Origin of the sequence: Clostridium sp. UBA1056, from assembly GCA_002316385.1 — a bacterium.
In the GTDB taxonomy this organism is placed as follows: Bacteria; Bacillota; Clostridia; order Clostridiales; family Clostridiaceae; genus Clostridium_J.
Genome location: DCDL01000050.1, coordinates 62,435 through 87,673, shown reverse-complemented (window position 1 = coordinate 87,673; position 25,239 = coordinate 62,435). Strand labels below are relative to the sequence as shown.

The window sequence follows — 25,239 nt, the reverse complement described above, 5'->3', positions numbered from 1 at the left end:
ATAAGTGCTTCATACCATGAAAAAATTATATTTCATGGTATGAAGCACTTATTTTTTTATTAGGAAATAAAAAAATAAAAATATTATAGTAATAATTATCTCTTAAAGGTAATAACAATTAAGTAAGAAAGGGTGAGTTTCATGATTACTAAAGATGTTTTGGATATATTATCTCCTTCAATTAGAGAAGAAGTTATAAACTATGATGACGGTGGAAAACTACAAGAAATTAGATTAAAGGTGAATAAACCTCTTATATTTATAAGCAATAATAAGGAGATTAAAACAAGGTATATGACAAAACTAGAGGACATAAAGATAATAATTCAGAAAATAAGTAGCTACTCCATATATGCCTTTGAGGAAGAAATTAAACAGGGATATATAACTATTCAAGGTGGTCATAGGGTTGGAATTTGTGGGACTTGTGTTTTAGAAGGAAGTTCACTTAAGACCATAAAACACATATCTTCTATTAATATACGTATTGCTAGAGAAGTAAAAGGATGTAGCCAAGGTGTTCTTCCTTTTATCATCAAAGATAATAGCATATTAAATACTATAATAATATCTCCACCTAAATGTGGTAAAACAACCATACTAAGAGATTTATCAAGAGAGATATCTAATGGAGTATCTATGTATGGATTGAATGGAAAAAATGTAGCTATCATTGATGAAAGAAGTGAAATTGGGGCCTGCTACAGGGGTGTTCCTCAAATGGATGTAGGAATTAGAACAGATATACTAGATAATTGTCCTAAAAGCCAAGGTATAATAATGGCTATTAGAAGCATGGCACCTCATCTTATAGTGTGTGACGAGATAGGAACCTATAAAGATATGGAGAGTATTGTGGCAGCATTAAATTCAGGAGTAAATGTAATAACAACCATCCATGGGTTTAATGAAGAAGATCTCTATAATAGACCAGTATTTAAAGATATTTTAGAAAATAAGGTTTTTCAAAGAGCTGTAATTTTAAGTAATAAGCAAGGAATTGCAACCATAGAATATATATACGATTTTACAAAGGGTGAGAAAGTAAGGGGGTGGTAATTAATGATAAAAGTAATAGGTTTTATTCTCATAGTAGCTTCATCTACTATTTTAGGATTTTCCTATGGCGAAAAATTCAAAAAGCGGGTTAGAGAGTTAAAAGAATTTCAACGAGGATTGTATGTATTAAAGAATGAAATAAACTTTACTCATGCATTACTTCCAGAGGCTCTTAATAAAGTTTATGAGAAGTGTGAAGAGCCAATAGCTGGGATTTTTAAAGACGCATCAGAATTGCTTCTTAATAATGAAGAATATGATGTAAATAGTTGCTTTATTAAAAGTATAGATAAAAGAGTGGACAAATTATCCTTAAATAGAGATGACATAAGTATATTTTTAGATTTCACTAAAAGTTTAGGAGAAATGGATATAGAAGGGCATAATGATATGTTTGCGCTAACTCTAGAAAATTTGGACAAAGCAATTAATAATGCTGAATATAATATTGATAAAAATGTGAAAATGTATAGGTATTTAGGGTTTTCATTTGGTGCTATGATAGGAATTATTTTAATCTAAGGAGGGGTATGGATTTTGTTAGACATAAGTATAATAGTGAAAATAGGTATAGTTGGAATAGTAATGATAATTTTAGATAAGGTTCTAGACAGCGGTGGTAAAAAGGAATATGCAGTTATTAGTAATTTAGCAGGGATATTAATAATACTTATATTAGTAATTAGTTTAGTTTCAAAGTTACTTAATGCTATACAAACTTTATTTTACTTTTAGGAGGAAGCCATGGATATTATAAAAATAGTATCCTTTGCACTAATAACTCTTCTTATTGTGATAATGGTAAAAAAGGAAAGACCAGATATTGCACTTTTAATTAGCTTAATAGCAGGCATAATAGTATTTATGTTTTTAGTTAGTAAGCTAACAATAATAGTAAACTTCCTTCAAACCTTGTCCAATAAAGCTAACATAGACATAGTGTACTTGGATACAGTATTTAAAATTTTAGGTATTGCATATTTATCATCCTTTTGTAGTGAGATATGCAAGGATGCTGGAGAAAGTAGTATTGCATCAAAGGTTGAATTTGCTGGGAAGATATTAATCCTTACCCTTGCAATTCCAATATTAATGGCTGTAATGAAAACAATATTGAAAATAATGTAGGTGTAAATATGAAAAAAAGTATATTTATTTTAATAGTAATGGTCATATTTTTAATTCCTATAAAAGCTTATGGTAATGATGAGGTTAATATAGATGATGAGCAAATGAGCAAAATAAACGGTTTATATGATTATATAAGTAATCTAGATACTGGAAATGAATTACTGAAGGATATGTCTCCTAAGAAGTTTGTACAAAATTATATGAAAGGTGGACAAGATCCCTTAGAAAGAAAAGAAATATTAAAGGTGGCCTTGGGATATTTATTTAAAGAAATAGTAGCATCTTTTAAAATAATAGGACAACTTATCATAGTTGCCATAGTATGTGCGCTATTAAATAATCTTCAAAGTGCATTTAGTAATGAAAAATTGTGTAATGTAGCATATTTTGCTTGCTTTTCAGTGATGATTATATTGATTGCTCGAGGCTTTTATATAGGAGTGGGATTAACACAACAGGTTATAAATAGTATAAGTGACTTCATGGCAGCTTTGATGCCAGTACTCATAATGCTGCTAGCAAGTGTAGGAAGTGTAAGTCAGGCAGTAGTAATGGATCCAATTATTATGGGTATATGTACATTAGGAACTAAGCTCTATTCTTCTATAATAATACCTATAATTTGTATGAGCTTTGTTCTAGATTTCGTAAATAATATATCTAATGAATATAACATTAAAAATTTAACTGGTCTACTTAAAAAATTTGCTCTATGGGTTCAAGGAATTTTTCTTACAATTTTTGTTGGTATTATTACCATAAGAGGAATTGTAGGAAGTAGCTTTGATGTGGTAACTACAAAAACAGCTAAGTTTGCTATGGACAGTTTTATACCTGTAGTAGGTAAAACTCTATCTGATGCATTTGCTACAGTAGCTAGCTACACTTTACTTTTAAAGAATTCCATTAGCCTTTTAGGAGTAGTTGTGCTTATAGCTATAATTTTACTTCCTATAATAAAGATTTTCGTTATGGGATTTATGTATAAACTAACTTCCGCAATATTACAACCAGTAAGTGATAGTAAGGTAACAACTATTATAGATGCAGCAGGTGGATCTCTCATGTTACTTGGTTCTTGTATTATATGTGTCAGTGTAATGTTCTTTATAATGATAGCCATAATAGCTGCTACAGGTAAAGGGTTTATTCTAATGTAAAGTACTAGATTAATTTATGTTAAAAGTAGGTGATGAAATGATTGAAGCTTTAGGAGAATGGATAATAACTATATGTGTAGCTATATTTTTTACTACTGCGGTACAAATGATATTACCAGACAATTCATTAAAAAAGTATTGCAATTTTGTCCTTGGATTAATTGTCTTTGTGGTTATATTAAGTCCTATTGTAAAGATATTTAATAAGGATTTGCAAATAAATAAAATCATTAAGGAATCAGCAGATTTTGTATTCAATGATATGGGTAAAGGGGATTATGAAGAATACAGACAGGCTAATATAAATAATACCTTAGAGAGATTTAAAAAGAATTTAGAAAAGCAATGTATAACTGATTTAGAGAAAAATTTTAAAGAAGATAAGTATAGTGCAAAGGTCAAAGCTTCTTATGATACTGAAAATAGCATTTTTATAATTGAAAGAATTGAGGTAGGAATTAATGATGGCTCAGTAGAAAGGGTTAAAAAGGTACAGATTGGTGATGAGTCAGTTCAAGTGGATAATCAAGATTCTTCTACAGATAAAAAATCAATGGAGATTAGAGACTTTATTAGCTCTAAATATGACATAGATCAGAACAACATATATGTATATAAACTTAATAATAATTAACATGAATTTTAATAGAAGTTTTGGAGGAGATAAAAGTGTTAGATGATCTTAAAAAAGTATTTAATGATATTTTCAAGATAAAAGGAGGTGAAAATAAGGAACAAGAGAAAAGTTCTAAACAATCTATAGGTGAAGGCGAAAAAAAACCTAAAGCAATAAATTCTAATCTATTAACAAACTTGCTGATAGTATTTTTAGTGGGAATTTTATTATTGATAGTAGGTAGTATGTTTACAAAGGATAAGAGCATTAAAGGTAGTGATAGCGGCACTGCTAATGTAGCAGCTATAGGTGAGGAGAAAATGCAAAATAATACAGATACTACAGCTTCTGCTGTAGATAAGGCTTATAAGGAGAAGATGCAAGAAGAACTAATTGGCTTATTAGGGAAAATAGAAGGTGTTGGTAAGGTAGATTCAATGATTTATTTCGAAAGTGGACAAGAAGAAGTACCAGTATTTAATGAAGAAAATTCTAATAGTATTACTAATGAGAAAGACAATGGTGGTGGACAACGAGATATAACCCAAGAAAATGGTGGACGTACAGTAGTTATGGAGAACAAGGAGAATTCACAACAGCCATTTATAACTAAGATTTACAATCCATCTATAACAGGTATATGTGTAGTAGCTGAAGGAGCTGGGGACTTAGTGACAGAATTAAGGATACGTCAAGCTGTAACTAAATTATTTGGTCTTTCAGATGATAAAGTACAGGTATATCCTATGAAAAAGTAGCATATAAATGTGATATAAATAAAAAATTCGGGGGGAACTATAATGAATAAAAAACAAACTATAATTATCTCTTCACTAGTAGTATTAATTTTATTTGCAGGGTATTTAGCAACTCAAGTAAATGGACCACTTTATGTAAGTGACGATAAAGGGAATGATGGAAAGACAGTTAGTACATCAACTAATGCAAATTATTTCACAGAAGCAAGATTGCAACGTGACAATACAGCATCAAAAACTCTTCAGACATTAAAAGCTTTATTAGATGATGAAAGTACTCCACAAGATCAAAAGGCAGAAGCTGCTGATGAATATAAAAACTTAGCACTTCAATCAGATAAAGAAGTTAAAATTGAATTAGCTCTTAAGGCCCAAGGATTTGAAGAAGCTCTTTGCACTTTAGATAAAGAGAAGGCTACAGTGATAGTTAAACATGAAGGCGAGCTTTCAGACCAACAAGTTAGACAAATTAAAGATGTAGTTATGAGTAAAGCTGATATAAAAAATATAGAAATAAAAGTAGCTGAATAGCTAAATATAATTTGTTTTTAAAAACAGTAGAGTTAATATCTGCTGTTTTTAATATATTTATAGGGTAATATTTATAAAAGTGGGCAATATAAAAATAATGAGTATTTTTATTATAAAATTTGTAAAAGAAATTGTTATCTGATATAATATGAATATTATTAGTCACACTGGTAAGGATTAATCACACTGGTAAGGGGGTAGTGAATTATGGAAGAAAATATATTAAGCGAAATTCCTACAGAGGAAGAAGTTGGTATAGTAAGAATATCTGACGAAGTTATTGGTGTAATAGCTAGTCTCGCAGCATCAGAAATAGAAGGTGTTGCAGGAATGAGTGCGGGGTTAGTAGAAGATATAAGTAAGAAAATCACTGGTAAAAAGAATGTATCAAAGGGCGTTAAGGTAACTATGGATAATGGCTCTGCAGTAATAGATTTACATATGGCGGTGGAGTACGGTATAAAAATACCAGATATGTCTTTGAAGGTGCAGAAGAACGTTAAAAACACTGTAGAGACTATGACAGGTTTAAATGTATCATTAGTTAATATTCACGTTCAGAGCATTATATTTCCTAAGATGAACAAAGAAGAGGAAATAGAGTAAAAAAGAGTTCCTAGCTTCAGGTAGAGCCTTTGCTTAATCTGAAGCTTATTGACAGTAGAATTGATTACTTATGACATAGTCATGGGATAATTTTAGACACCCTCTTCACTAGAGGGTGTTTCCATGTGTAAAATTAATTTGTAGAAATAGCATAATATGGAGTTTAATTTCAATTTTAAGAGCATAATATTAATAATAAATAGGAATTTTATACATGGGAAACTCCCATTTCAGTGGGTTTATATAGATAATTTATTTATTAAAAATATACTAAACTCAGGATAAAACTAAATTTATGATAAAAATAATTAACGAGAGATATTTTATGGAGGTATATATGAATAGAAGAAAAAGTAGAGAGATAGCAACTAGGTTATTATTTGAAATGTCAATTAATAAGGAGAGTTATGTTGACATCATTGAAAACTTTCGTGAAAATACAGAAGAAAAAATAGAGGATATAGACTTTGAATATGTAATAAGAGTATTAAAGGGAGTATCCGAAAATGAAGCTTACATTAATGAAACTATTTCTAAGTATCTAATTAAGTGGAAGATAGAAAGATTACCAAAGATGAATTTAGCTATTCTTAAAATGGCAGCTTATGAAATCTTATTTGAAGAAGATATTCCAAACAAAGTTACTATTAATGAAGCTATAGAACTTGCAAAGAAGTATGGAGATGATAATGCGCCATCATTTATTAATGGGGTGTTAAATAATTTAATTAAAAAGTAGGTGTATTTATGGGAACAAAATTAAGTGGAAAAGACTTGGCAGTTCAGCATAAAAGCGAAATTAAAGAATTAATTGCAAGCGAAGTAAAAGAAGGGAAAAGACCTCCAAGGCTAGTATCAATAATAGTTGGTGAAGATGGAGGTTCTGTTTCCTATACTAGAGGACAAAAGAAGGTAAGTGAGGAGCTTGGAATATTATACGAAATAAAAATGTTTTCAGAAAATATTTCAGAGGATAAGCTTATTGATGAAATTAAAAAGTTAAATGAAGACAATTCTGTTGATGGAGTAATGATTCAATTACCACTTCCAAAAGCATTAAATGAGGAAAGAATTTTAGAAATTGTAGATGTAACAAAAGATGTAGATGGACTTACGGATTTTAACCTAGGAAAGATGTATAAAGATAAAAAATCATTTATGCCGTGTACAGCTAGAAGTGTCCTTGAACTCATTAAATCTCAGATAGATATAAAGGGAAAGGAAGCAGTAATAATTGGACGAAGCAATATAGTTGGAAAACCAGCAGCTTTTTTACTTCTTAAAGAAAATGCTACTGTAACCATATGTCATTCAAAGACTGTGGATATAAAAAGTGTTTGTAGAAAAGCAGATATTTTAGTTTCAGCTATAGGAAAGCCAGGCTTTGTAACTAGGGATTTTGTGAAAGAGGGTGCTATAGTTATAGATGTAGGAACTACTATGGTTGAAGGTAAGGTTAAGGGTGATGTAAGCTTCGATGAAGTAATAGAAGTAGCTAGCATGGTAACTCCAGTACCAGGTGGAGTAGGAGCTATGACAACAACAATGCTTATGAAGAACACTTGTGAGGCGTGGCTAAAAAATGTACAGTAAAATTTTAACTGTAACAGCAGTAAATGGTTATATAAAAAAAGTAATAGATAATGACTTTATCCTTAAAAATTCTAATATTAAAGGCGAGTTATCTAATGTGAAAATTCATAGCAGTGGTCATATTTATTTTTCTTTGAAAGATAATTTTACTAAACTTAAATGTGTTATGTTTAAAACAAAAGCAATGGATTTGAGCTTTATACCTAAGGACGGAATGAACGTAGTAGTATCAGGAAATATATCTATATATGAGAAGGAAGGAACCTATCAACTTTACTGTAACACTATGGAAGTAGATGGTGAAGGAGAACTGTTTCCAGCTTTTAATTTACTGAAAGAAAAGTTAGAGAGAGAAGGACTTTTTGATATTAATAGAAAAAAGGAAATCCCAGTAATACCGAGAAGAATAGGGGTAATTACTTCACCAACGGGAGCAGCGGTAAGAGATATAATTAAAGTAGCTACTAGAAGAAACGAAAACATTGATATTTTAATATATCCATCCTTAGTTCAAGGTATTAATGCTAGTAAAGATATTTCTAGAGGTATAAGAGTTCTTAACAATATAGAAGATATAGATGTGATAATCCTAGCTAGAGGTGGTGGCTCTATTGAAGAGCTATGGGCCTTTAATGAAGAAGAGGTAGCTATAGCTATAGCTACCTCTAAAACACCTATTATAACAGGTATAGGACACGAAACAGATTTTACCATAGCAGATTTTACAGCGGATTTAAGAGCAGCTACTCCTTCCCATGCTGCTGAAATTGCAGTATATAGCCTAGAAGGTCTTAAAGATAAGTTAAATGGATTAAGAGATGAATTTATATATGCTATAGATAAAAATATTAGTGAAAGATTTAATAGCCTTCATAGTATGTTTAATAGATTAAGGTTATACAGTCCTGAGAATTACGTGGTAAATCAATATGATAAGTTAGATAATTTAAAAAGTAAGTTAGTGTTTACTATGGAGTTAAAGCTCCAAGAGGAGAGAAGTAGACTAAAGGTTGTAAGCCATAGATTAATTGCAAATAATCCATTAAACATATTAGATAGGGGGTATAGCATTATAAAAAGCCCCCAAAATGAACCTATAGAATATTTAGAGAAGTTGAAGAAACATGAAATTATAGATATTACCATGAAAGATGGGCATGGACTATTTAAAATAGAGCAGGTGGAGGAGTAAAATGGCTAAGAAAAAAGAGACTTATGAAAGCAAAGTGCTTAAGCTAGAAGAAATATTACTTGAAATGGAAAGTAGAGAAGTTACATTGGATGAAGCCATATCAAAATATGAAGAGGGCATGAGACTTTACAGTGATCTATATAAGACTCTTCAAGAAGCAGAAGGAAGAATAAAGATATTGACAGATAAAGGTGAAGAGGATTTTCATCAAGAAAACTAAAATATATTTAGCGAGGGATTAAATATGAATTTAAATATATATAAAGAAAAGATAGAGAAGTGGATGGAAAGCTATTTTGAGACTAAGGATGTTGGTGATAGCTCCATATTAGAGCCTATAATATATAGTTTAAAAATAGGTGGCAAAAGAATAAGGCCTATTCTTATGATTTGCACCTATAACATGTATAGTAAGAATATAGATAAAATCCTTCCCTTTGCTGCAGCTATGGAAATGATACATACTTATTCCTTAATACACGATGATCTTCCGTGTATGGATAATGATGATTTAAGAAGGGGAAAACCTACAAATCATAAGGTATATGGAGAAGCCATGGCTACCTTAGCGGGAGATAGTTTACTTAATGAAGCTATGAATGTGATGTTTTCACAGTGCTTAGATGGAGAAATAAAAAAAATTAGGGCAGCAGCAATAATTTCAAAGTCCTCAGGTATAGATGGGATGATAAAGGGCCAAATTATAGATATAAGAAGTGAAGGGCAAAGCATAGATGAAGCAGCTCTTTTAGATATGCACAAAAATAAAACAGGTCAACTTATAACAGCTTCAATTATGGCAGGAGCTATTGTAGGGGAAGCTTCAGAAAAAGATATAGAAATCCTTAAGTCCTTTGGAGAAAAATTAGGTCTTGCCTTCCAAATTAAAGATGACATTTTAGATGTTGAAGGAGATTTTAAATTACTGGGAAAAACTCAAAGTGATGGAGAAAATAACAAAACAAACTTTATTACTATGTATGGAATTCATAAGTGCAAAGAATTTTGTAATAATTTAACTCAAGAGTGTTATAACCTTTTAAGTAATATTGAAAGAGATACTAAGGAGATAGAATATGTAACAAAGTTTTTATTAGAGAGAGAATATTAAAATGTTAAGCTATTCTAGCGAAAAGTAACTTTATAAAAAAGTAATGTCAATCAATTATAGTTATGCTATAATGAAATCAATGAGGTGATGCAGTATTCTAGTCAGGTAAGTACTTTTGAGAACGGGGCTAAAAATTCGTTGAAGGGCACATCAATGAAGTTCCTTGTGCTAGGAGTAAGGTTGTGGGGCGACCGCAAAGGCATGCGATATCGACCCTGCAATCGTGGAGACCACTGTTTACGCTTTGGGAGAAATACCCACGGTACGGCACTGGATTAAACCTGCATTGTGGACTAAGTGGTAATCTAGCTCTGTAGTTGGAAAAATTACAGATAGAGAATTAAAGGGAAACCGTCAAAATGGCGACATTTTGATTACTCTATGGGAAATCCTGCTAGACCTAAGCCGCAAATTTTACTTAGTATGCTACCACCTTTATAAATTTTTGGAAGGTAGAATTGGAAAGCGATAGTAGTAGGCGTAATAAGAAGGGCAAAAATAAAGACAGTAAGAAAAAATACAAAAGAAGCATTATGAATAGCTAAAATTACAATTTATACTATAATTATTAGTGGAACTGCTTCACTTTTATCAGAATCTACACTTCCAAGGGTTAATGCTTCATTAGCATTTATCATATTAGTGTTGATTATTTTTTTAGGCGTGATTTTTGATATAATAGGTAAAGCAGTTACGGCTGCTAATGAAACTCCATTTCATGCTATGGTTACAAAGAAGATAAAAGAAGCAAAGGTAGCAGTAAAAATGATAGGAAATGCAAGTAAAGTTTCAATAATCTGTAACGATGTCATAGGAGATGTTTGTGGAATTATCAGTGGAGCTGTAGGGGTAGTAATATTAGCAAAAATATTACAACTTTATCCTAATGGAAATGAAATATTAATAGCATCTGGAATTAGTGCAATGATAGCAGGAGCAACTGTTGGGGGAAAAGCAGTGGGTAAGAAATTCGCGATTACAAATAGTAACGATATATTGTATGTGGTTGTGAAAGTAGTATATTTTATAAAACGAGGTTAAAATAGATGTCAAAGTATTTAGATATATATAAAGATTTTAATGAAATAAAGAATATGAAAATGGATGAGCTAGAAGAGTTTGCAGAAGAAATACGTCAATTTCTTATTAGTCAAGTCTCTAAGACTGGAGGCCACTTAGCATCTAATTTAGGTGTAGTTGAATTGACTATGAGTTTATTTAACGTATTTGATTTTAATAAGGATAAGATAATTTGGGATGTAGGGCATCAATGTTATGTTCATAAAATTTTAACAGGACGTAAAGAAAGATTTGATACTCTTAGACAATACAAAGGTCTTAGTGGATTCCCAAAAACGGAAGAAAGTAAGTACGATATGTTTAATACAGGACATAGTAGTACTTCTATTTCAGCAGCTGCAGGTATGGCAAGGGCTAGAGATATAAAAAATGAAAAACATGATGTAATAGCAGTAATTGGTGATGGAGCTCTTACTGGCGGAATGGCTATGGAAGCTTTAAATGATATTGGATATAACAAAACTAAGATGATTGTTATATTAAATGATAATCAAATGTCCATTTCACCTAATGTAGGAGGAATATCTACATATTTAAATGATTTAAGAATGGGCAATACTTATAATAAGGTTAAAAGCGATGTAAATGCTACTCTAGAGAAGATACCTAAGGTAGGAAAAAGCATGATTTATTCTATAAATAAAATGAAGGATTCCGTAAAGCAACTTATGGTTCCTGGAATGCTTTTTGAAAATATGGGATTAAAATATTATGGACCTATAGATGGACATGATATTAGAGAAATGAGCAAGGTCTTTAAAAAAGCTCAGCAAGTGGAAGGTCCAGTAATTATCCATGTAATAACTAAAAAAGGTAAGGGATATGAGTATGCAGAGGAATTCCCAGATAAATTCCATGGAGTAGGACCTTTTAATTATGAAAATGGTGAGCAATCTTCAAAGAGTAGTAAGTCTTATTCAGAAGTATTTGGAGATGCTATGCTAAAACTAGCAGAAAAAAATAAAAAATTAGTAGCTATAACTGCAGCTATGCCTGAGGGAACAGGACTTGAAAGATTTTCCAAGGCGTTTCCTAAGAGATTTTTTGATGTAGGCATTGCAGAACAACATGCAACAACTATGGCAGCAGGAATGGCATCTCAAGGGTTAAGGCCTGTGTTTGCAGTATATTCTACATTCCTTCAAAGAGCTTATGATCAAGTTATCCACGATGTAGCAATACAGAAATTGCCAGTGGTGATTGCTATAGATAGAGCGGGTATTGTAGGGCAAGATGGAGAAACTCATCAAGGTGTTTTTGATTTATCTTATTTAACTCACATACCAGATATGACAGTAATGAGTCCTAAGTGTACTGAGGAGTTAAGATATATGCTACAATTTGCAGTTACACAAAATTATCCTATAGCCATAAGATATCCAAGGGGTGGAGATTTATCTAATATTCAGCTTTCTCCTATGACATTCTTCAGAAAAGGTAAGTGGGAAGTTTTAGGTAATAAATCTGGAAAAGTGGCAATAATAGCAGTAGGTAAGATGGTTCAAAATGTAATTATTGCTAAAGAGTTATTAAAGAAAAAAAATATAGATTGTACTATAGTAAATGGTTGTTTTGTAAAACCAATAGATAAAGAATTGATAAAAGAATTAGTTAAATCTGGTTATGATTTAATTACGGTAGAAGATAATATGATATCTGGAGGCCTTGGAAGTAAGGTACTAGAGTATTTAAATAGTGAAGGATTACTTAAGAATAATATTTTAACACTAGGATTCAAGGATAAGTTTATACAACATGGAGATGTTAATATATTATATAGTCTTAACAAGCTAGATCCAGAAGGGATTTGTAGTAGTATAGAGGAATTTTTAACTAAGGAGTAAAGATGTTACAGGAAAGAATTAGGTTAGATTTATTAGTAGTAAAAAATCAGCTGGCTGTTTCTCGTGAAAAGGCTAGAGAATATATTTTATCTGGGAAAATATATGTCAATGGAAAAGAAGAAAGAAAATGTGGGTTAAAAGTTGAAGAAACTGCTGAAATTGAAATGCGTGGGGAAGTAATTCCCTATGTAAGCAGAGGTGGACTTAAATTAGAAAAGGCTCTTAAAGATTTTAATATAGATCTTAAAGGACTTAAATGTATAGATATAGGGTCATCTACTGGTGGATTTACGGAATGTATGATTAATAGTGGAGCTACTAAAGTCTACGCAATAGATGTAGGAAGAGATCAGTTAGCAGAAAAACTTAAAGAAGATAAAAGAGTTGTGTCTATGGAAGGGACGAATATAAGAAATCTTAATGTTAAGCAAATTGGTGAAGAATGCGATTTCTCATCTATAGATGTATCATTTATATCCTTAGATAAAGTAATACCTCACGTACTTCCATTGTTAAATGAATCAGGAGAAGTGGTAGCACTTATAAAACCACAATTTGAAGCTGGAAGGGGAAAGGTTTCGAAAAAAGGAGTAGTAAAAGATATCAAAATTCATGAGGAGATTATTTTAAATGTAGTAACCTCTTTAAAAGAGAATGACATCAATATATTAAATTTAACTTACTCAGGTATTAAGGGACCTAATGGAAACATAGAATATTTAATTAACTTTACAAAAGATTTTAATAAAATAGGAAACTTTAATAGCAATACTATAGGAAACATTGTGAAAAGTGCTCATGAAAAACTTAATGTGGAGGATATATGAGGAAGATAGGTATTAACATCAATTCATCTAAAGATAATAAGAATTCAATACTAAACTATGTTCATGACTTAATAAAGGAAGAATTTCCTGAAAGTGAGTTATACATATTTAAAGATGCAGAGGGATTGGATCAAGAAGGAAGTAAGGAACTGGATCTGCTTATTACATTAGGTGGAGATGGAACTATCTTAAGAGCAGCTAGAAAAATATACAAACATGGAGTGCCAATCCTTGGAGTTAATATAGGGCATTTAGGGTTTTTATCTAGTGTAGAATTAACAGAGTTTAGCGATGCTATCAAAAAGATTAAAAAAAAAGAATTCCAAATCATGGAGAGGATGATGATAAAGGTAACTATACCAGGGAAGGAAAGTGAAAATGTTCATGTGGCTTTAAATGATATAGTTATAACTAAAGGGATTTTAAGTAGGATGTTAACTTATAATATATTTGTAGATGAAAGCTTTTATAGTAGCTATAAGGCGGATGGATTAATAGTATCTACCCCTACAGGGTCCACAGCTTATTCTTTATCAGCTGGTGGTCCTATAGTTTACCCGACTATGGATCTAATAAGTTTAACTCCTATTTGTCCTATATCAAACGGAGTAAAAACCATTATTTTGGATTCTCACAATAAGATAAAAATAAGATTAAATACTAATGAAGATAACGTATTCTTAACTTGTGATGGTCATTTAGAGTTAGAATCAGATAAGTACAATGAGATGATAATTCAAGCAATTGAAGAAAAGTGTAAAATTGTTCAACTTAAGGATTATGATTATTTTAAAATATTAAGGAACAAAATAATTTCAAGGTCTATGGATTGTGAGGAGAAAATTGATGAAAGAAAATCGCCATAGTATAATATTGGAGATAATAAAAAATGAAGATATTGAAACTCAAGATGATTTAGCAGATAGATTAAGAGCTAGAAATATAAATGTAACCCAAGCGACTGTATCTAGGGATATAAAGGAGTTAAACTTAATAAAGACTTTGTCGCATACAGGAAAATATAAATATGCGCAAGTAAGTACCAACAATAACTCAACTATTAGTGCACTGTCATACATATTTTCTAATACGGCTATATCCGTTGAAAGAGTAGATAAAATTTTAGTAGTAAAGACAATCACAGCATCAGCTGCAGTAGCTGCAGAGGCTATTGATTCATTTAATTTAGAGGGTATAGCTGGAACAATAGCTGGAGATAATACTATATTTATCTTAGTAAGAACAGATGAAAAAGCTGAGGAGCTTAAATTAGAAATAGAAAAATTAATAAAGTAAACGAGGAATGGTATAAATGCTTTTACAACTTAATATTATGAACTTTGCTCTTATAGAAAAATTATCTATAGATTTTTCTACTGGATTTAATGTTTTATCAGGAGAAACAGGAGCAGGGAAATCTATATTAATTGATGCCATAAGCTTTGTTCTTGGAGGTAAATTTAATAAGAACTTAATAAGAGTGGGAGAAGATAAAACTGTTGTGGAAGCAGTTTTTTCCATTGAAAATCAAAGAACTAGGGATATTTTAAAAGAGTTAGATATAAATGATGAAGGAATAGTAATACTAAGTAGAGAAAGTTTTCACTCTGGTAAAACTGTAGCGAAGGTAAATAATAAATCTTTACTTCTTTCTAAGATAAAGCATGTTAGTGAAACTCTAATTGATATCCATGGCCAACATGAAAATCAAAATTTATTAGATAGTTCAAAGCATATAAATTATATAGACTCCTTTGGACAGGATTTATTAGTGGATAAGCTTAAAGAATATGAAAATTATTATCTAAAATATATTGAAGTAGAAGAAAAGATAAATAGACTTCAAGGTAATGATGGAGAGCGAGAAAAAAAGATAGATTTTCTTAAATTCCAAATAGATGAAATTGGCAGTATAAAGCCTAAGATTGGCGAAGATGAAGAATTATCAAAGAAATTTAATATGTTATCAAATGGAGAAAAAATAAAAAAAGCTTTGGAAAAAAGCTATATTCTACTTAAGGAAAATGACGAAAGTAGGATTTCCATTACAGACTCTTTAATTTATGTTATTAGAGAGCTGAAATCCATAGAAGCTCATCATGAAGAAGTTAAACCAATAGTGGATTCTTTAGAGGAATCATATTATTTAATTGAGGATAATACTAGAACCATTAGTAACTTAAAAGATAATGCAGACTATGATATAGGAGAATTGGAATTTATAAATTCTAGAATGTATCAATTATCTGCCTGTAAGAAGAAGTATGGTCCTACTTTAGATGATGTAATAGCTTATAAAAATTCTATAGAAGAACAATATTATGAGCTAATAAATAGTGGAGAAATTATAGAGGCATTATTAGATGAGAAGAAGAAATTGTATGAAAAATTAATAGAAATATCTCAGAATTTACACAATGCAAGATTGAGTATAAGTGAATTGCTAGAGAAAGAAATAAAAAAAGAATTAGACTATGTAGGACTTGAAAAAAGTAACTTTAAAATAGATGTAGCATACACTGATAGTCTTAATTCTAAAGGAAGAGATAAAATACAATTTAATATATCAACAAATCCTGGACAGCCACTACAGCCATTAGAAGAAGTTGTTTCAGGAGGAGAGCTATCAAGAATTATGTTGGCTCTTAAAACTGTTTTTGTAGATAAAGATCAAATACCATCTGTAATATTTGACGAGGTAGACACAGGTATAAGTGGAAGAATAGCACAAAGGGTTGGAGAAAAGATGGTACTTATTTCTGAAAATCACCAGGTATTTTGTATAACTCACTTACCTCAAATTGCAGCTTTAGCAGATGCTAATTATTTAATTGAAAAAAACAGTAATGAGGTAACTACCTTTACAAAGGTTAAGAAACTAAAAGATGACGAGGTAGAGCAGGAAGTAGCTAGAATAATTGGTGGTAGCGAAGTTACAGCTATAACTATTGAAAATGCAAGAGAGATGATTTCAAAAGCGAAAGAGATAAAAGATGAATTAAGAAGCTAAAAAATATCCTTAGATTTTCAAGAAAAAATAAAAAAATAAAAATTTAATTATGAATATATAATATAAAAATGTTCAACACTATAAACTAAGTGTAGCTTTAGTTTATAGTGTTTTATTTTTATGTTCTAAAAAATTCAAGTAAGAAATCTTTTTGGCTTTAAAAGAAAAAGAACTCTAACATAAAAATTTTTCATGGGGGAAAATTAAAGTTAAACATTCTTCACAGGAGGTAAAGCATTATGAAAAAATTTAGTAATATTTTATCCTTAATATTTACTACAATCTTCATATTAATATCTATAAATTGCTATAATTATATAATAAATAGATATTCTGATGAAGCAGTGCCTTCAATAAATAATTATTCAAGTGCTATGGACTATAAGTTGAATTTTTCAGAAGCTACTAGTCTAGAAAAAGTTAATTATGCTAAAACCTCCGATATTATGGTTTATCCAGGAGGAAAACCTTTAGGGATAAAAATTAACACAAAGGGAGCTCTTGTCATTGCTCTATCAGATATTGAAGTAGATGGCAATAAAGTTCAAAGTCCCGCTGCTGTTGCAGGAATAGCTATAGGAGATAGTGTTATAAGGATTAATAATGAAACTATAAAAAGTGCAGAGGATATAGCTACCTACGTAAATAGAAGTAAGGGAGAAAAAATTAAAGTTACAGTAGACAGAAAAGGAGAAGAGATGAATTTTATAGTTAATCCAGTAATTAGTAAAAAGGATGAAAACTATAAAATAGGACTATGGGTTAGAGATTCTGTAGCAGGTGTTGGAACCTTAACTTTTTATCACAAGGAAAGTGGAAAATTTGGAGCATTAGGACATCCTATAACGGACGTAGATACTAATTCTATTATGACTGTTGGAAAAGGTGAAATTGTAAATTCTAATATTGTTTCAGTTCGAAAGGGAGCTAAAGGTAGCCCAGGAGAACTTAGAGGAATTTTCACAGATAGTAATGAAATTTTAGGAAAGATTAATTTAAATACCCCAGTAGGAGTTTTTGGTGAGGGTAACGATAATTTAATATGTAATAATTTCAACAAGCCAATGAAAGTAGGATTTAAAGATGAGGTTAAGATAGGAAAAGCACAAATCCTTACAACTATAGATGGAGAAGAACCTCAATTATTTGATATAGTTATAGAGAAATTATTAAATCAAAATGAACCAGATGGAAAGAGTATGGTAATAAGAGTTGTTGATCCAATATGTCTAGATAAAACTGGTGGCATTATTCAAGGAATGAGTGGTAGCCCTATAATTCAAGATAATAAAATAGTAGGTGCAGTAACTCATGTTCTTGTAAATAAACCGGATACAGGATATGGTATATACATGGATTGGATGATAAATGAAATAGATATTAGAAAATAAATATATTGTGTACTGTGTAATAGGAATAATTAAGTTTAACTAAATTAGTTATTAGTCCTATTAATTAAAATGAATTTTAAATCTTATATGGAAAATATACTTAAAGTGTAATAAACGCATTAGAAAATAAGCTGGAATAGAATAAAGTTATAGGAATAGTGTTAATACATTAATTTATAAAACCTATTATATAAAATTATAATAGGTTATTTTTATTTGACGTAAAATAATGTTATAATAAAATAAAAGAGTGAATTTTAAAAAAAATCATTTTTTTTTAGATAGTAGAAGGAGTTTTAGTACTTTTGTCGAAATTATATATTCATAATATGGAAAATATTACAAGAAGGGGAGTTATAGAATGGAGCAAAGAAGCATTAATGTGCTAATTGCAGATGATAATAAGGAGTTTTGCAATATTTTAAGTGATTATTTTTTAAGTCAAAAAGATATCAACGTAGTTGGTGTAGCAAAGGACGGAATAGAGGTTTTAGAACTTATTGAACGAACCAATCCAGATTTAGTAGTTTTAGATATTATAATGCCACATTTAGATGGATTAGGAGTTCTTGAAAGACTAAATACAATGAATTTAGATCCTATGCCAAGAATAATCATATTATCAGCAGTAGGGCAAGACAAAATAACTCAAAGAGCGATATCTTTAGGAGCAGATTACTATGTAGTCAAACCTTTTGATATGGATGTGCTATCTAATAGAATTAGAGATATGTTCAATAGTTCTATACCAAGTGATGCAGTTAGAAAGACGTCAGTTCCCAATACTAATTCATCTTCATCAATGATGGATGTTAAACCAAAGTCAAATAATGGAGCTATGGATTTAGAATCAGAAATTACAAACATAATTCATGAAATAGGTGTACCTGCACATATTAAAGGATACATGTATTTAAGAGAGGCTATAACTTTAGTTGTAAATGATATCGAATTATTATCAGCAGTAACTAAAGAATTATATCCAGCTATAGCTAAAAAATATAATACTACAGCTAGCAGAGTAGAAAGAGCAATAAGACATGCTATTGAAGTAGCTTGGAGTAGGGGACAAGTTGATACTATTAATAAGTTATTTGGATATACCATTCACAATGAAAAAGGAAAACCAACTAATAGTGAATTCATAGCAATGGTAGCAGATAAATTAAGACTTAAAAATAAAGTGGGCTAGACTAGTGATAGAGCCAAAGTTGAAAAATCCTATACCAACCAACATCAATTATGGGGGTATGAAAAGGGAGTTTTCAAACCAATAAATATACAATATATATCACTTCTAATTCATAGGTTGGCAATTTATGATTAGGAGTGATTTTTTATGCCCAAAATTATTAAAACAAAAACTATTAATAGTATAATTGTAGAATATTTAGAGTATTGCAATTATAAAAATTTGAGATTAAAAACTATAAAATCTTATCATCAAACTTTGATGCTTTTTGCAAAATATCTTGAAGAAGAATTAGAAATAACAGATATAAAAAAAGTTAATAAAAAGATAGTAGAAGATTATTTAGCTTTTACTAAAGATAGAGGAAAGTATAGTTTTGCATCTAGTGAAGCTGGAATACAAAAAGCAAATTTAGATAAAAGACATGATGTAGGTAAAGAAATATCAGATGTTACTATCAATGGATATCTAAGAAATATTAAAGCTTTTTTCACATATGCAGAAGAAAACAATTTAGTAAAAAAGACTAATATTCACTCTATAAAATCTTTAAAAGTAACAAGACGACCAAAGGAACAGTTAACAGATGAAGAGTATAAAAAGTTAATTAAAGTTTTAGATTTATCAAAGTTTCACGAATTTAGAGATTTTACAATTATTAATTTAATTTTTGATACTGGAATGAGATTAGGAGAAACCTTAGAATTAAAACTTGAAAATATAGATTTGTTTAGATGTACAATATTTCTTGATGGAGATATAACCAAAGGCAGAAAAGATAGAGTAGTTTTCTTTAGCTATGAAATGCAGAAGCTATTACAAAGGTGGATTAAGTTTAAAGATGTAATGCAAGAAAGTGATTTATTATTTCCAACTCAAAGAACTAATAGAAAAATAGAACAAGGAAATTTTGAAAGAAACTTTAGGGGGTATTTAGCTAGAGCAAAAATAAATAAAAGCATTACACCACATGGATTAAGAAATAATTTTAGTAGAAGATTTTTACTTAATGGGGGTTCTATTTTTGTTTTATCAAAAATATTAGGTCATAGCAGTGTATCAGTGACAGAAAAGGCATATTTGGATTTACAAGATGAGGATTTAAGAAAAAAATATATGAGTTATTCTCCACTAGAAACCATGAGATAAACATACAATAAAATTAATGAGGAATGGTAACTAATACAAAATAATATAAAGTTGTTATATTATTTTCATTTAAGAGATTTGATATGTTACAATATAAAAAAATATGTATTATAAGTATATAGAGGAATAGTATGAATTTAACTGTAAAAGAAATAAAAGAAATAAAAAAATACCCTAATTCTATTTATGAGGAAATAAAAATAGAATTTCTTTATCACTCTAATAAAATCGAGGGTAGTACATTTACAAGAGAAGAATTAATAAAGTGTTTGAAAGATAGGATAATAGAGGGTATTCATACAATACGTGATGTATTTGAAACAATAAATTCACTAAAGCTATTTGATTTCGTGGTAGATACTCTGGGGGATCAAATTACAAAAACATTAATTTTAGAATTTCATAAGATTTTAAAAAAGAATAGCTTAGATGAAGAACGAGGTTTGGCAGGGTGTTGGAAGAAGATACCTAATATGATAACTGGATCACCTGTAGAGTTATGCAAACCATCTGAAGTTGATATGAAAATAGACGAACTTCTAATTTGGTGGAAATCTGCAGAAAAAAAATATAAAGATATAGTCAAATTCCATTGTGAGTTTGAGAAGATTCACCCATTCCAAGACGGTAACGGCAGAGTTGGAAGGTTCATCATGTTAAAACAGTGCATTGAATCAAATGAGAGCCTTATATCAATAGATGAACAATATAACATTGAATATAAGAAAAGCTTATCTGAGAGCCAAATGGGTGGAAATTATGAGGAGTTAGAAAATATATTAAGAAAATGCCAAAACTTTTTAGAAGAAAAAAATAAATTATTAGTAAATACATTAAAATGTTTGGGAGAGGTATAGGTATGGACTTGTCAGAAAAAATTACTGAACTAGCAAAAGATTTGAGTGAGAAAAGACAAAATGAAGTTATAGACTTTATAGAGTTCTTAAAACAACAACAATTAAAAGAAGATATGGAGATAATGGATAAGATTTTTGAAGAAAATGAAGAGGTTATGGAGAAACTAGCCAAATGAGTGAAGATTATGAAGGACTAGAAAATAGAATAGAACAAGACCACTAGTATTATTACTTGTGGTTTTTTATATCTTAGATACTTATAATTAGCTATCATTTTTTTATAGATAATAGATAGTAAAGGTGGCGGATTGATTCTTTAGGGGTGATAGAATAATTCACTACGGGTAGTGGAGCAGTCGTTGAACATAAAAAACATACTTAGAAGAAACATATTTAAAATAAACATATGTTATTTTATTCTTTATTGTATGGTAGTAGAATAAATCATTACGACTTTTAAAAAACAAACAAATAAAGTATAATATCACTATAGAAATTAATCAGGAGGAAATAGTAATGACTATTACATTTGATTCAAGAATTTTAGATAATGAGAATTTAAAGCCAGTACATATAAATTTATTCTTAAATTTAATCAAAGTTAGTGAGTTTGGAGAAGTTAAAATATCAGTTACTGAGATAATGAAGCTTATAAAGTGTAACAACAGAAAGTATGTTATAGATTACTTAAGAGTTTTAGAGGGAAATGATTTACTTACTAAAAACTCAGTAAATGGTGTAACAAATATTTATACTTTAAATCAAAATTATTATGCCAAATAGGTGGTAGTGAAAATCCATCTATTTTTTTACTCAAACCTATTGCAAAATTGAAATAGGCATGATAATATAAGTTTATAGATTTGATAAATAAAATTAGGAGGAAATAATTCATGTTACCATATATGCTTAATTTTAATTTAAAGAAAGTAGCAGAGCTAAATAAGAAAGGATTATCTAAGTTTGAATCAGAAAAGCTTAATAGAGCACAAAGAGCAGAAAAAACTACTGATGAAGAAATTAAGAAGAAAATAAATAAAGAAAAAATTGATAGATTAATTCTAGATAGTGACGATATTTTAATATTAAGATTTATATACACAATTGGTTATAGTTCAAAAGCAATAAGAGATACTGAAGATAATAATTTCTTTTGGGTCAAATATGATGCTCTATTTGCAGAATATGAAAACTTATTATTAATTGATAAATCAGCATTAAACACAAGGTTAAATAAATATGTGAAGATGAATCTAATAGAAAGAAAATGTGTAAAAAATCAAGATGGTACTTTTAGCTTTTTTAAAATAACTGGATTAACAGAGTTAGTATATATTCCAATAGATAGCCAAGGAAATAAGCCAGTAGATGGACAAGTCCACTTTAGTGAAGTTGTAGAAGAAGTGGAATATGATGTGGAAATAGATGAAGAAAAAGCTGATTATGAGTTAAGAGTTGATTTAATAGAAGAAGTTTTAGACACTAGGGTTAGTTCTGAAATTAAATCTTTATTAGCAAATTTTAAAGATCAATACGAGTTTTTCAAGTATTTTGATACTTACATATTGCCACACAAAGAAGAAGGTAAACTTAATAAATGTACATATATAGCTAAGAATCTAAGGATGTTTTTCAATGGAAAATTAAACTAATCTTATAATATGTTAAGAGCTAAATAAGGGATATTTTTTTACCTACACCTATTCCAAAATTGCAATATGTATGATGATATATAAGAGTATAAAATAGAGAATTAATTTCAAGAAAAATAAGTTCAAAATAAGCCTATCATTTAGGTTTTTAGATTTTAAATCAATAAGATTAGGAGAGATATAAGATATGAGCATTTATATAATTTAGGAATACATAGAAATGCATTGTAAATTTACTGGAGAATTACCTTCATTTGAAGGATTAAATAAATATAAAAAATATTACTGGAGATAGAGGAGAGAATAAAATGAAAAATATAATAGTTGATTTAGGAAACTACAACACTAAGTATTTAGGAGAAAATAAAGGGATGTTCAGCAGTAAAATATCAACTGCATTTAATCCTAATGGTGAAGTATTTGAGAGAGTAGAATTTAATGGAGCTACAACTTACATAACAGTAGGACAACTTGAAAGAGAATACAGTAAGGTTAATAAAAACTATATGCCAATATTGCTTTATGCAATATCTAAGGCTACAAATGATGTTAATATAAACTTATGCTTATTGCTACCAGTAAATCAACTACCCAATAAGGAGAAAATGATAGGTGAGTTAAAGGGTAAGAGCTTCAGTTTTGAGATCAATGGACAAATTAGAAAGGTGTTTATACATAATGTAGCAATACTTCCTGAAGGTTATGTAAGCTATTATTCAATAGATAATCCTGATAATGATGATATTCTTATAATTGATATTGGTTCAAGAACAATAAATTATGCTTCATTTATTGAAGGAAATATTGAGAAGAATTTTACTAATAAGATTGGTACTTTTGATTTTTATTATAAAGTAAAAGAGTTAGAAAACTCAAAGGGAGAAGATTATGTTGAGGAGGATATAGAAAGACTTATTAAGAGAGGTAAAATTCACGTATCACATCAACTATACATAGACTTCCTGAAGGAGGTACTGAACTATACTAAAGGGCAAATAAACATTAAGAACTATACAGTTTACTTTACTGGTGGTGGTGCGAAATTACTTGAGAGTTACATAAAATCAAATACACCTTGTAGGATTCACGAAGATGCAGTTTATAGTAATGTTATTGGAGCTTTTAATCTATGTAAGCAAGTGTGGAGGTAGTTATGAGTAGAAGAGTATATATAACATTAAATGAAAAAAAGGATAAGGATAAGGTAATTTTAGATTACCTATCCAGCTCTTATAGTGAAAGCGATACTATTAAGGATGTTTTGTATCGAATAGCAACTAATAGCTACAATTTGAACCTAAATGATGCAGATAAGGAAGTGGAAATAAATCTAAAAGATAATAAAAGGTGTGAAAAGGAGATAGAAGCACCTGAAATAAAAGTGAGCAAAAAGGTGCAAGAAATACCTATTAGCTCAGACATTGCAAATATGTTTTAGCAAGGTAGAGATAGAGTTCTTTTTTGTTATAGAAATATAATAAATTATCAATACTCTTAAATGAAGGAGGAGGTTTTATGAATGAATGTATTTTGATAACAACTATGGATGGAAATGTTCATAGATTTAATAAGAAATTTATAAAAGATTATGAGTTATTTAAGGATGAAGATTATGTAGAGAAATTAGTATCTAACAGTATTTTAGTCATACATACCAATACTAGAAAAGTAAGTTTTTTAATAGGAACATAATAAAGATAGAGGTAATAGAAGAAGTAGTATAGTAACTATATTACTTCTTTTTTCACTGAATAGAAGCATTAGTTTATTTTAACAAAGTGGAGCTAATACAGTTCTTTATTTATGGAGCTATTTAAATTAAATTGACTTTTGGCACTATAATCAATCTACTCACATTTACATTCCACTATAGAGCTATTTAAATTGCAAGTAATAAGTATAGTATTCTAAGCTATGGATTATTTACATTCCACTATAGAGCTATTTAAATGGATTTCCAATTGGAATGGTAATAGTATTAATAGGTATTTACATTCCACTATAGAGCTATTTAAATTATAGTAGTGAATACGTAAAAGTATTCTCCTTGCCATTTACATTCCACTATAGAGCTATTTAAATCAGTTAATACAATTGCATATGCAACATTATTTCAACAATTTACATTCCACTATAGAGCTATTTAAATGAAATGCTGGAGTAATGTTCCAACAAATCTTCTATATTTACATTCCACTATAGAACTATTTAAATTGGTGCTAGAGATTGGGAGCCTAGCAAGTATCGTAAATTTACATTCCACTATAGAGCTATTTAAATCCGATACACATACACCCTATTGTTTATCAGTATTTAAAAGATAAATATTGTCTATCTTATTTTATTATAGAATTATTAATGATTTTCAAAGACCTTTTAGAATGTAAATTATATCTAAAACATTATAATAAGTAGCTTTGTTGACTTACCTAGTTTTTTACATTATATAGAGTCGACAATTTAAAATGGAACGTTAGGGG

30 protein-coding genes and 1 CRISPR repeat array are annotated in these 25,239 nt (G+C 29.5%); all 30 genes read left to right on the top strand.

From position 1 onward, the window contains the following. The first annotated feature begins 141 nt into the window (after window positions 1–141). The 30 genes from spoIIIAA (at window position 142) to B3W71_RS12150 (ending at window position 24,451) form a co-directional block, all read left to right on the top strand. Window positions 142–1,059, top strand: a complete 918-nt coding sequence (gene spoIIIAA / locus B3W71_RS12295) for a stage III sporulation protein AA (RefSeq protein ID WP_346889223.1) — start codon at window positions 142–144, stop codon at window positions 1,057–1,059. 3 nt (window positions 1,060–1,062) lie between these two features. Then, window positions 1,063–1,581 carry a stage III sporulation protein SpoIIIAB gene (spoIIIAB, locus tag B3W71_RS12290; protein ID WP_346889222.1) on the top strand — a complete coding sequence of 173 codons (519 nt, stop codon included), beginning with the start codon at window positions 1,063–1,065 and terminating at the stop codon, window positions 1,579–1,581. 15 nt (window positions 1,582–1,596) lie between these two features. Beyond that, a complete protein-coding gene (gene spoIIIAC / locus B3W71_RS12285; protein WP_346889221.1) occupies window positions 1,597–1,794 on the top strand; it encodes a stage III sporulation protein AC in 198 nt (65 codons plus the stop codon). A 9-nt stretch (window positions 1,795–1,803) separates the two neighbouring features. Beyond that, on the top strand, window positions 1,804–2,187 hold the full coding sequence (spoIIIAD, locus tag B3W71_RS12280; protein ID WP_346889220.1) for a stage III sporulation protein AD: 384 nt from the start codon (window positions 1,804–1,806) through the stop codon (window positions 2,185–2,187). 8 nt (window positions 2,188–2,195) lie between these two features. After that, window positions 2,196–3,350 (top strand): stage III sporulation protein AE, encoded by a 1,155-nt coding sequence (spoIIIAE, locus tag B3W71_RS12275; RefSeq protein WP_346889219.1) that lies wholly within the window; start codon window positions 2,196–2,198, stop codon window positions 3,348–3,350. 37 nt (window positions 3,351–3,387) lie between these two features. Further along, entirely contained in the window at window positions 3,388–3,984 is a 597-nt protein-coding gene (spoIIIAF, locus tag B3W71_RS12270) for a stage III sporulation protein AF (protein WP_346889218.1), read from the top strand. Window positions 3,985–4,019: 35 nt separating this feature from the next. Next, a complete protein-coding gene (gene spoIIIAG / locus B3W71_RS12265; protein WP_346889217.1) occupies window positions 4,020–4,724 on the top strand; it encodes a stage III sporulation protein AG in 705 nt (234 codons plus the stop codon). 42 nt (window positions 4,725–4,766) lie between these two features. Next, complete coding sequence (locus tag B3W71_RS12260; protein WP_346889216.1) at window positions 4,767–5,255, top strand: SpoIIIAH-like family protein; 489 nt, start codon at window positions 4,767–4,769, stop codon at window positions 5,253–5,255. A gap of 207 nt (window positions 5,256–5,462) precedes the next feature. Then, complete coding sequence (locus B3W71_RS12255) at window positions 5,463–5,861, top strand: Asp23/Gls24 family envelope stress response protein (RefSeq protein WP_346889215.1); 399 nt, start codon at window positions 5,463–5,465, stop codon at window positions 5,859–5,861. A 337-nt stretch (window positions 5,862–6,198) separates the two neighbouring features. After that, window positions 6,199–6,600, top strand: coding sequence for a transcription antitermination factor NusB (gene nusB / locus B3W71_RS12250; protein WP_346889214.1), 402 nt, complete (start codon window positions 6,199–6,201; stop codon window positions 6,598–6,600). Window positions 6,601–6,608: 8 nt separating this feature from the next. Continuing rightward, a complete protein-coding gene (locus tag B3W71_RS12245) occupies window positions 6,609–7,454 on the top strand; it encodes a bifunctional 5,10-methylenetetrahydrofolate dehydrogenase/5,10-methenyltetrahydrofolate cyclohydrolase (RefSeq protein WP_346889213.1) in 846 nt (281 codons plus the stop codon). After that, window positions 7,444–8,646 carry an exodeoxyribonuclease VII large subunit gene (gene xseA / locus B3W71_RS12240; protein WP_346889212.1) on the top strand — a complete coding sequence of 401 codons (1,203 nt, stop codon included), beginning with the start codon at window positions 7,444–7,446 and terminating at the stop codon, window positions 8,644–8,646. The genes B3W71_RS12245 and xseA overlap by 11 nt, the downstream gene beginning before the upstream one ends. A gap of 1 nt (window position 8,647) precedes the next feature. Continuing rightward, window positions 8,648–8,866, top strand: coding sequence for an exodeoxyribonuclease VII small subunit (xseB, locus tag B3W71_RS12235; protein ID WP_346889211.1), 219 nt, complete (start codon window positions 8,648–8,650; stop codon window positions 8,864–8,866). Window positions 8,867–8,890: 24 nt separating this feature from the next. Continuing rightward, complete coding sequence (locus tag B3W71_RS12230) at window positions 8,891–9,757, top strand: polyprenyl synthetase family protein (protein ID WP_346889210.1); 867 nt, start codon at window positions 8,891–8,893, stop codon at window positions 9,755–9,757. 642 nt (window positions 9,758–10,399) lie between these two features. Further along, window positions 10,400–10,798 carry a hypothetical protein gene (locus B3W71_RS12225; RefSeq protein ID WP_346889209.1) on the top strand — a complete coding sequence of 133 codons (399 nt, stop codon included), beginning with the start codon at window positions 10,400–10,402 and terminating at the stop codon, window positions 10,796–10,798. A gap of 5 nt (window positions 10,799–10,803) precedes the next feature. After that, window positions 10,804–12,681 carry a 1-deoxy-D-xylulose-5-phosphate synthase gene (dxs, locus tag B3W71_RS12220; protein ID WP_346889208.1) on the top strand — a complete coding sequence of 626 codons (1,878 nt, stop codon included), beginning with the start codon at window positions 10,804–10,806 and terminating at the stop codon, window positions 12,679–12,681. Between the two features lie 2 nt (window positions 12,682–12,683). Further along, the gene (locus B3W71_RS12215; protein WP_346889207.1) at window positions 12,684–13,508 is read left to right on the top strand and encodes a TlyA family RNA methyltransferase; all 825 of its coding nucleotides are present in this window, start codon (window positions 12,684–12,686) and stop codon (window positions 13,506–13,508) included. Further along, a complete protein-coding gene (locus B3W71_RS12210) occupies window positions 13,505–14,374 on the top strand; it encodes an NAD(+)/NADH kinase (RefSeq protein ID WP_346889206.1) in 870 nt (289 codons plus the stop codon). The genes B3W71_RS12215 and B3W71_RS12210 overlap by 4 nt, the downstream gene beginning before the upstream one ends. Then, the gene (locus B3W71_RS12205) at window positions 14,355–14,804 is read left to right on the top strand and encodes an arginine repressor (RefSeq protein ID WP_346889205.1); all 450 of its coding nucleotides are present in this window, start codon (window positions 14,355–14,357) and stop codon (window positions 14,802–14,804) included. Before B3W71_RS12210 ends, B3W71_RS12205 begins: the two co-directional genes overlap by 20 nt. Before the next feature lie 16 nt (window positions 14,805–14,820). Beyond that, on the top strand, window positions 14,821–16,518 hold the full coding sequence (gene recN, locus B3W71_RS12200) for a DNA repair protein RecN (RefSeq protein WP_346889204.1): 1,698 nt from the start codon (window positions 14,821–14,823) through the stop codon (window positions 16,516–16,518). A gap of 236 nt (window positions 16,519–16,754) precedes the next feature. Next, window positions 16,755–17,909 (top strand): SpoIVB peptidase, encoded by a 1,155-nt coding sequence (spoIVB, locus tag B3W71_RS12195; RefSeq protein ID WP_346889224.1) that lies wholly within the window; start codon window positions 16,755–16,757, stop codon window positions 17,907–17,909. 361 nt (window positions 17,910–18,270) lie between these two features. After that, complete coding sequence (gene spo0A, locus B3W71_RS12190; protein ID WP_346889203.1) at window positions 18,271–19,101, top strand: sporulation transcription factor Spo0A; 831 nt, start codon at window positions 18,271–18,273, stop codon at window positions 19,099–19,101. A gap of 147 nt (window positions 19,102–19,248) precedes the next feature. Further along, window positions 19,249–20,250, top strand: a complete 1,002-nt coding sequence (locus B3W71_RS12185; protein ID WP_346889202.1) for a tyrosine-type recombinase/integrase — start codon at window positions 19,249–19,251, stop codon at window positions 20,248–20,250. 131 nt (window positions 20,251–20,381) lie between these two features. After that, a complete protein-coding gene (locus B3W71_RS12180; RefSeq protein ID WP_346889201.1) occupies window positions 20,382–21,107 on the top strand; it encodes a Fic family protein in 726 nt (241 codons plus the stop codon). Between the two features lie 2 nt (window positions 21,108–21,109). Beyond that, a complete protein-coding gene (locus tag B3W71_RS12175; RefSeq protein WP_346889200.1) occupies window positions 21,110–21,283 on the top strand; it encodes a DUF2281 domain-containing protein in 174 nt (57 codons plus the stop codon). 340 nt (window positions 21,284–21,623) lie between these two features. Continuing rightward, window positions 21,624–21,890 carry a hypothetical protein gene (locus tag B3W71_RS12170; RefSeq protein ID WP_346889199.1) on the top strand — a complete coding sequence of 89 codons (267 nt, stop codon included), beginning with the start codon at window positions 21,624–21,626 and terminating at the stop codon, window positions 21,888–21,890. A 110-nt stretch (window positions 21,891–22,000) separates the two neighbouring features. Then, window positions 22,001–22,759 (top strand): hypothetical protein, encoded by a 759-nt coding sequence (locus B3W71_RS12165; protein ID WP_346889198.1) that lies wholly within the window; start codon window positions 22,001–22,003, stop codon window positions 22,757–22,759. A gap of 308 nt (window positions 22,760–23,067) precedes the next feature. After that, on the top strand, window positions 23,068–23,910 hold the full coding sequence (locus tag B3W71_RS12160; protein ID WP_346889197.1) for a ParM/StbA family protein: 843 nt from the start codon (window positions 23,068–23,070) through the stop codon (window positions 23,908–23,910). A 2-nt stretch (window positions 23,911–23,912) separates the two neighbouring features. After that, window positions 23,913–24,197, top strand: a complete 285-nt coding sequence (locus B3W71_RS12155) for a hypothetical protein (protein WP_346889196.1) — start codon at window positions 23,913–23,915, stop codon at window positions 24,195–24,197. Window positions 24,198–24,274: 77 nt separating this feature from the next. After that, the gene (locus tag B3W71_RS12150; protein ID WP_346889195.1) at window positions 24,275–24,451 is read left to right on the top strand and encodes a hypothetical protein; all 177 of its coding nucleotides are present in this window, start codon (window positions 24,275–24,277) and stop codon (window positions 24,449–24,451) included. 163 nt (window positions 24,452–24,614) lie between these two features. Continuing rightward, a CRISPR array of direct repeats spans window positions 24,615–25,039; the repeat unit is 30 nt; unit sequence ATTTACATTCCACTATAGAGCTATTTAAAT. Window positions 25,040–25,239: the final 200 nt, after the last annotated feature.

What these genes read in the sequence shown, in the direction of transcription:
- spoIIIAD (WP_346889220.1), top strand. Translation starts at nt 1,804, where the DNA reads ATGGATATTATAAAAATAGTATCCTTTGCACTAATAACTCTTCTTATT.
- spoIIIAE (WP_346889219.1), top strand. Translation starts at nt 2,196, where the DNA reads ATGAAAAAAAGTATATTTATTTTAATAGTAATGGTCATATTTTTAATT.
- B3W71_RS12150 (WP_346889195.1), top strand. Translation starts at nt 24,275, where the DNA reads ATGAATGAATGTATTTTGATAACAACTATGGATGGAAATGTTCATAGA.
- B3W71_RS12255 (WP_346889215.1), top strand. Translation starts at nt 5,463, where the DNA reads ATGGAAGAAAATATATTAAGCGAAATTCCTACAGAGGAAGAAGTTGGT.
- spoIIIAF (WP_346889218.1), top strand. Translation starts at nt 3,388, where the DNA reads ATGATTGAAGCTTTAGGAGAATGGATAATAACTATATGTGTAGCTATA.
- B3W71_RS12245 (WP_346889213.1), top strand. Translation starts at nt 6,609, where the DNA reads ATGGGAACAAAATTAAGTGGAAAAGACTTGGCAGTTCAGCATAAAAGC.
- recN (WP_346889204.1), top strand. Translation starts at nt 14,821, where the DNA reads ATGCTTTTACAACTTAATATTATGAACTTTGCTCTTATAGAAAAATTA.
- B3W71_RS12165 (WP_346889198.1), top strand. Translation starts at nt 22,001, where the DNA reads ATGTTACCATATATGCTTAATTTTAATTTAAAGAAAGTAGCAGAGCTA.
- B3W71_RS12160 (WP_346889197.1), top strand. Translation starts at nt 23,068, where the DNA reads ATGAAAAATATAATAGTTGATTTAGGAAACTACAACACTAAGTATTTA.
- B3W71_RS12230 (WP_346889210.1), top strand. Translation starts at nt 8,891, where the DNA reads ATGAATTTAAATATATATAAAGAAAAGATAGAGAAGTGGATGGAAAGC.
- xseB (WP_346889211.1), top strand. Translation starts at nt 8,648, where the DNA reads ATGGCTAAGAAAAAAGAGACTTATGAAAGCAAAGTGCTTAAGCTAGAA.
- B3W71_RS12175 (WP_346889200.1), top strand. Translation starts at nt 21,110, where the DNA reads ATGGACTTGTCAGAAAAAATTACTGAACTAGCAAAAGATTTGAGTGAG.
- B3W71_RS12180 (WP_346889201.1), top strand. Translation starts at nt 20,382, where the DNA reads ATGAATTTAACTGTAAAAGAAATAAAAGAAATAAAAAAATACCCTAAT.
- nusB (WP_346889214.1), top strand. Translation starts at nt 6,199, where the DNA reads ATGAATAGAAGAAAAAGTAGAGAGATAGCAACTAGGTTATTATTTGAA.
- dxs (WP_346889208.1), top strand. Translation starts at nt 10,804, where the DNA reads ATGTCAAAGTATTTAGATATATATAAAGATTTTAATGAAATAAAGAAT.
- B3W71_RS12205 (WP_346889205.1), top strand. Translation starts at nt 14,355, where the DNA reads ATGAAAGAAAATCGCCATAGTATAATATTGGAGATAATAAAAAATGAA.
- spoIIIAB (WP_346889222.1), top strand. Translation starts at nt 1,063, where the DNA reads ATGATAAAAGTAATAGGTTTTATTCTCATAGTAGCTTCATCTACTATT.
- spoIIIAA (WP_346889223.1), top strand. Translation starts at nt 142, where the DNA reads ATGATTACTAAAGATGTTTTGGATATATTATCTCCTTCAATTAGAGAA.
- B3W71_RS12155 (WP_346889196.1), top strand. Translation starts at nt 23,913, where the DNA reads ATGAGTAGAAGAGTATATATAACATTAAATGAAAAAAAGGATAAGGAT.
- xseA (WP_346889212.1), top strand. Translation starts at nt 7,444, where the DNA reads ATGTACAGTAAAATTTTAACTGTAACAGCAGTAAATGGTTATATAAAA.
- B3W71_RS12170 (WP_346889199.1), top strand. Translation starts at nt 21,624, where the DNA reads ATGACTATTACATTTGATTCAAGAATTTTAGATAATGAGAATTTAAAG.
- B3W71_RS12260 (WP_346889216.1), top strand. Translation starts at nt 4,767, where the DNA reads ATGAATAAAAAACAAACTATAATTATCTCTTCACTAGTAGTATTAATT.
- B3W71_RS12185 (WP_346889202.1), top strand. Translation starts at nt 19,249, where the DNA reads ATGCCCAAAATTATTAAAACAAAAACTATTAATAGTATAATTGTAGAA.
- spo0A (WP_346889203.1), top strand. Translation starts at nt 18,271, where the DNA reads ATGGAGCAAAGAAGCATTAATGTGCTAATTGCAGATGATAATAAGGAG.
- B3W71_RS12210 (WP_346889206.1), top strand. Translation starts at nt 13,505, where the DNA reads ATGAGGAAGATAGGTATTAACATCAATTCATCTAAAGATAATAAGAAT.
- B3W71_RS12215 (WP_346889207.1), top strand. Translation starts at nt 12,684, where the DNA reads ATGTTACAGGAAAGAATTAGGTTAGATTTATTAGTAGTAAAAAATCAG.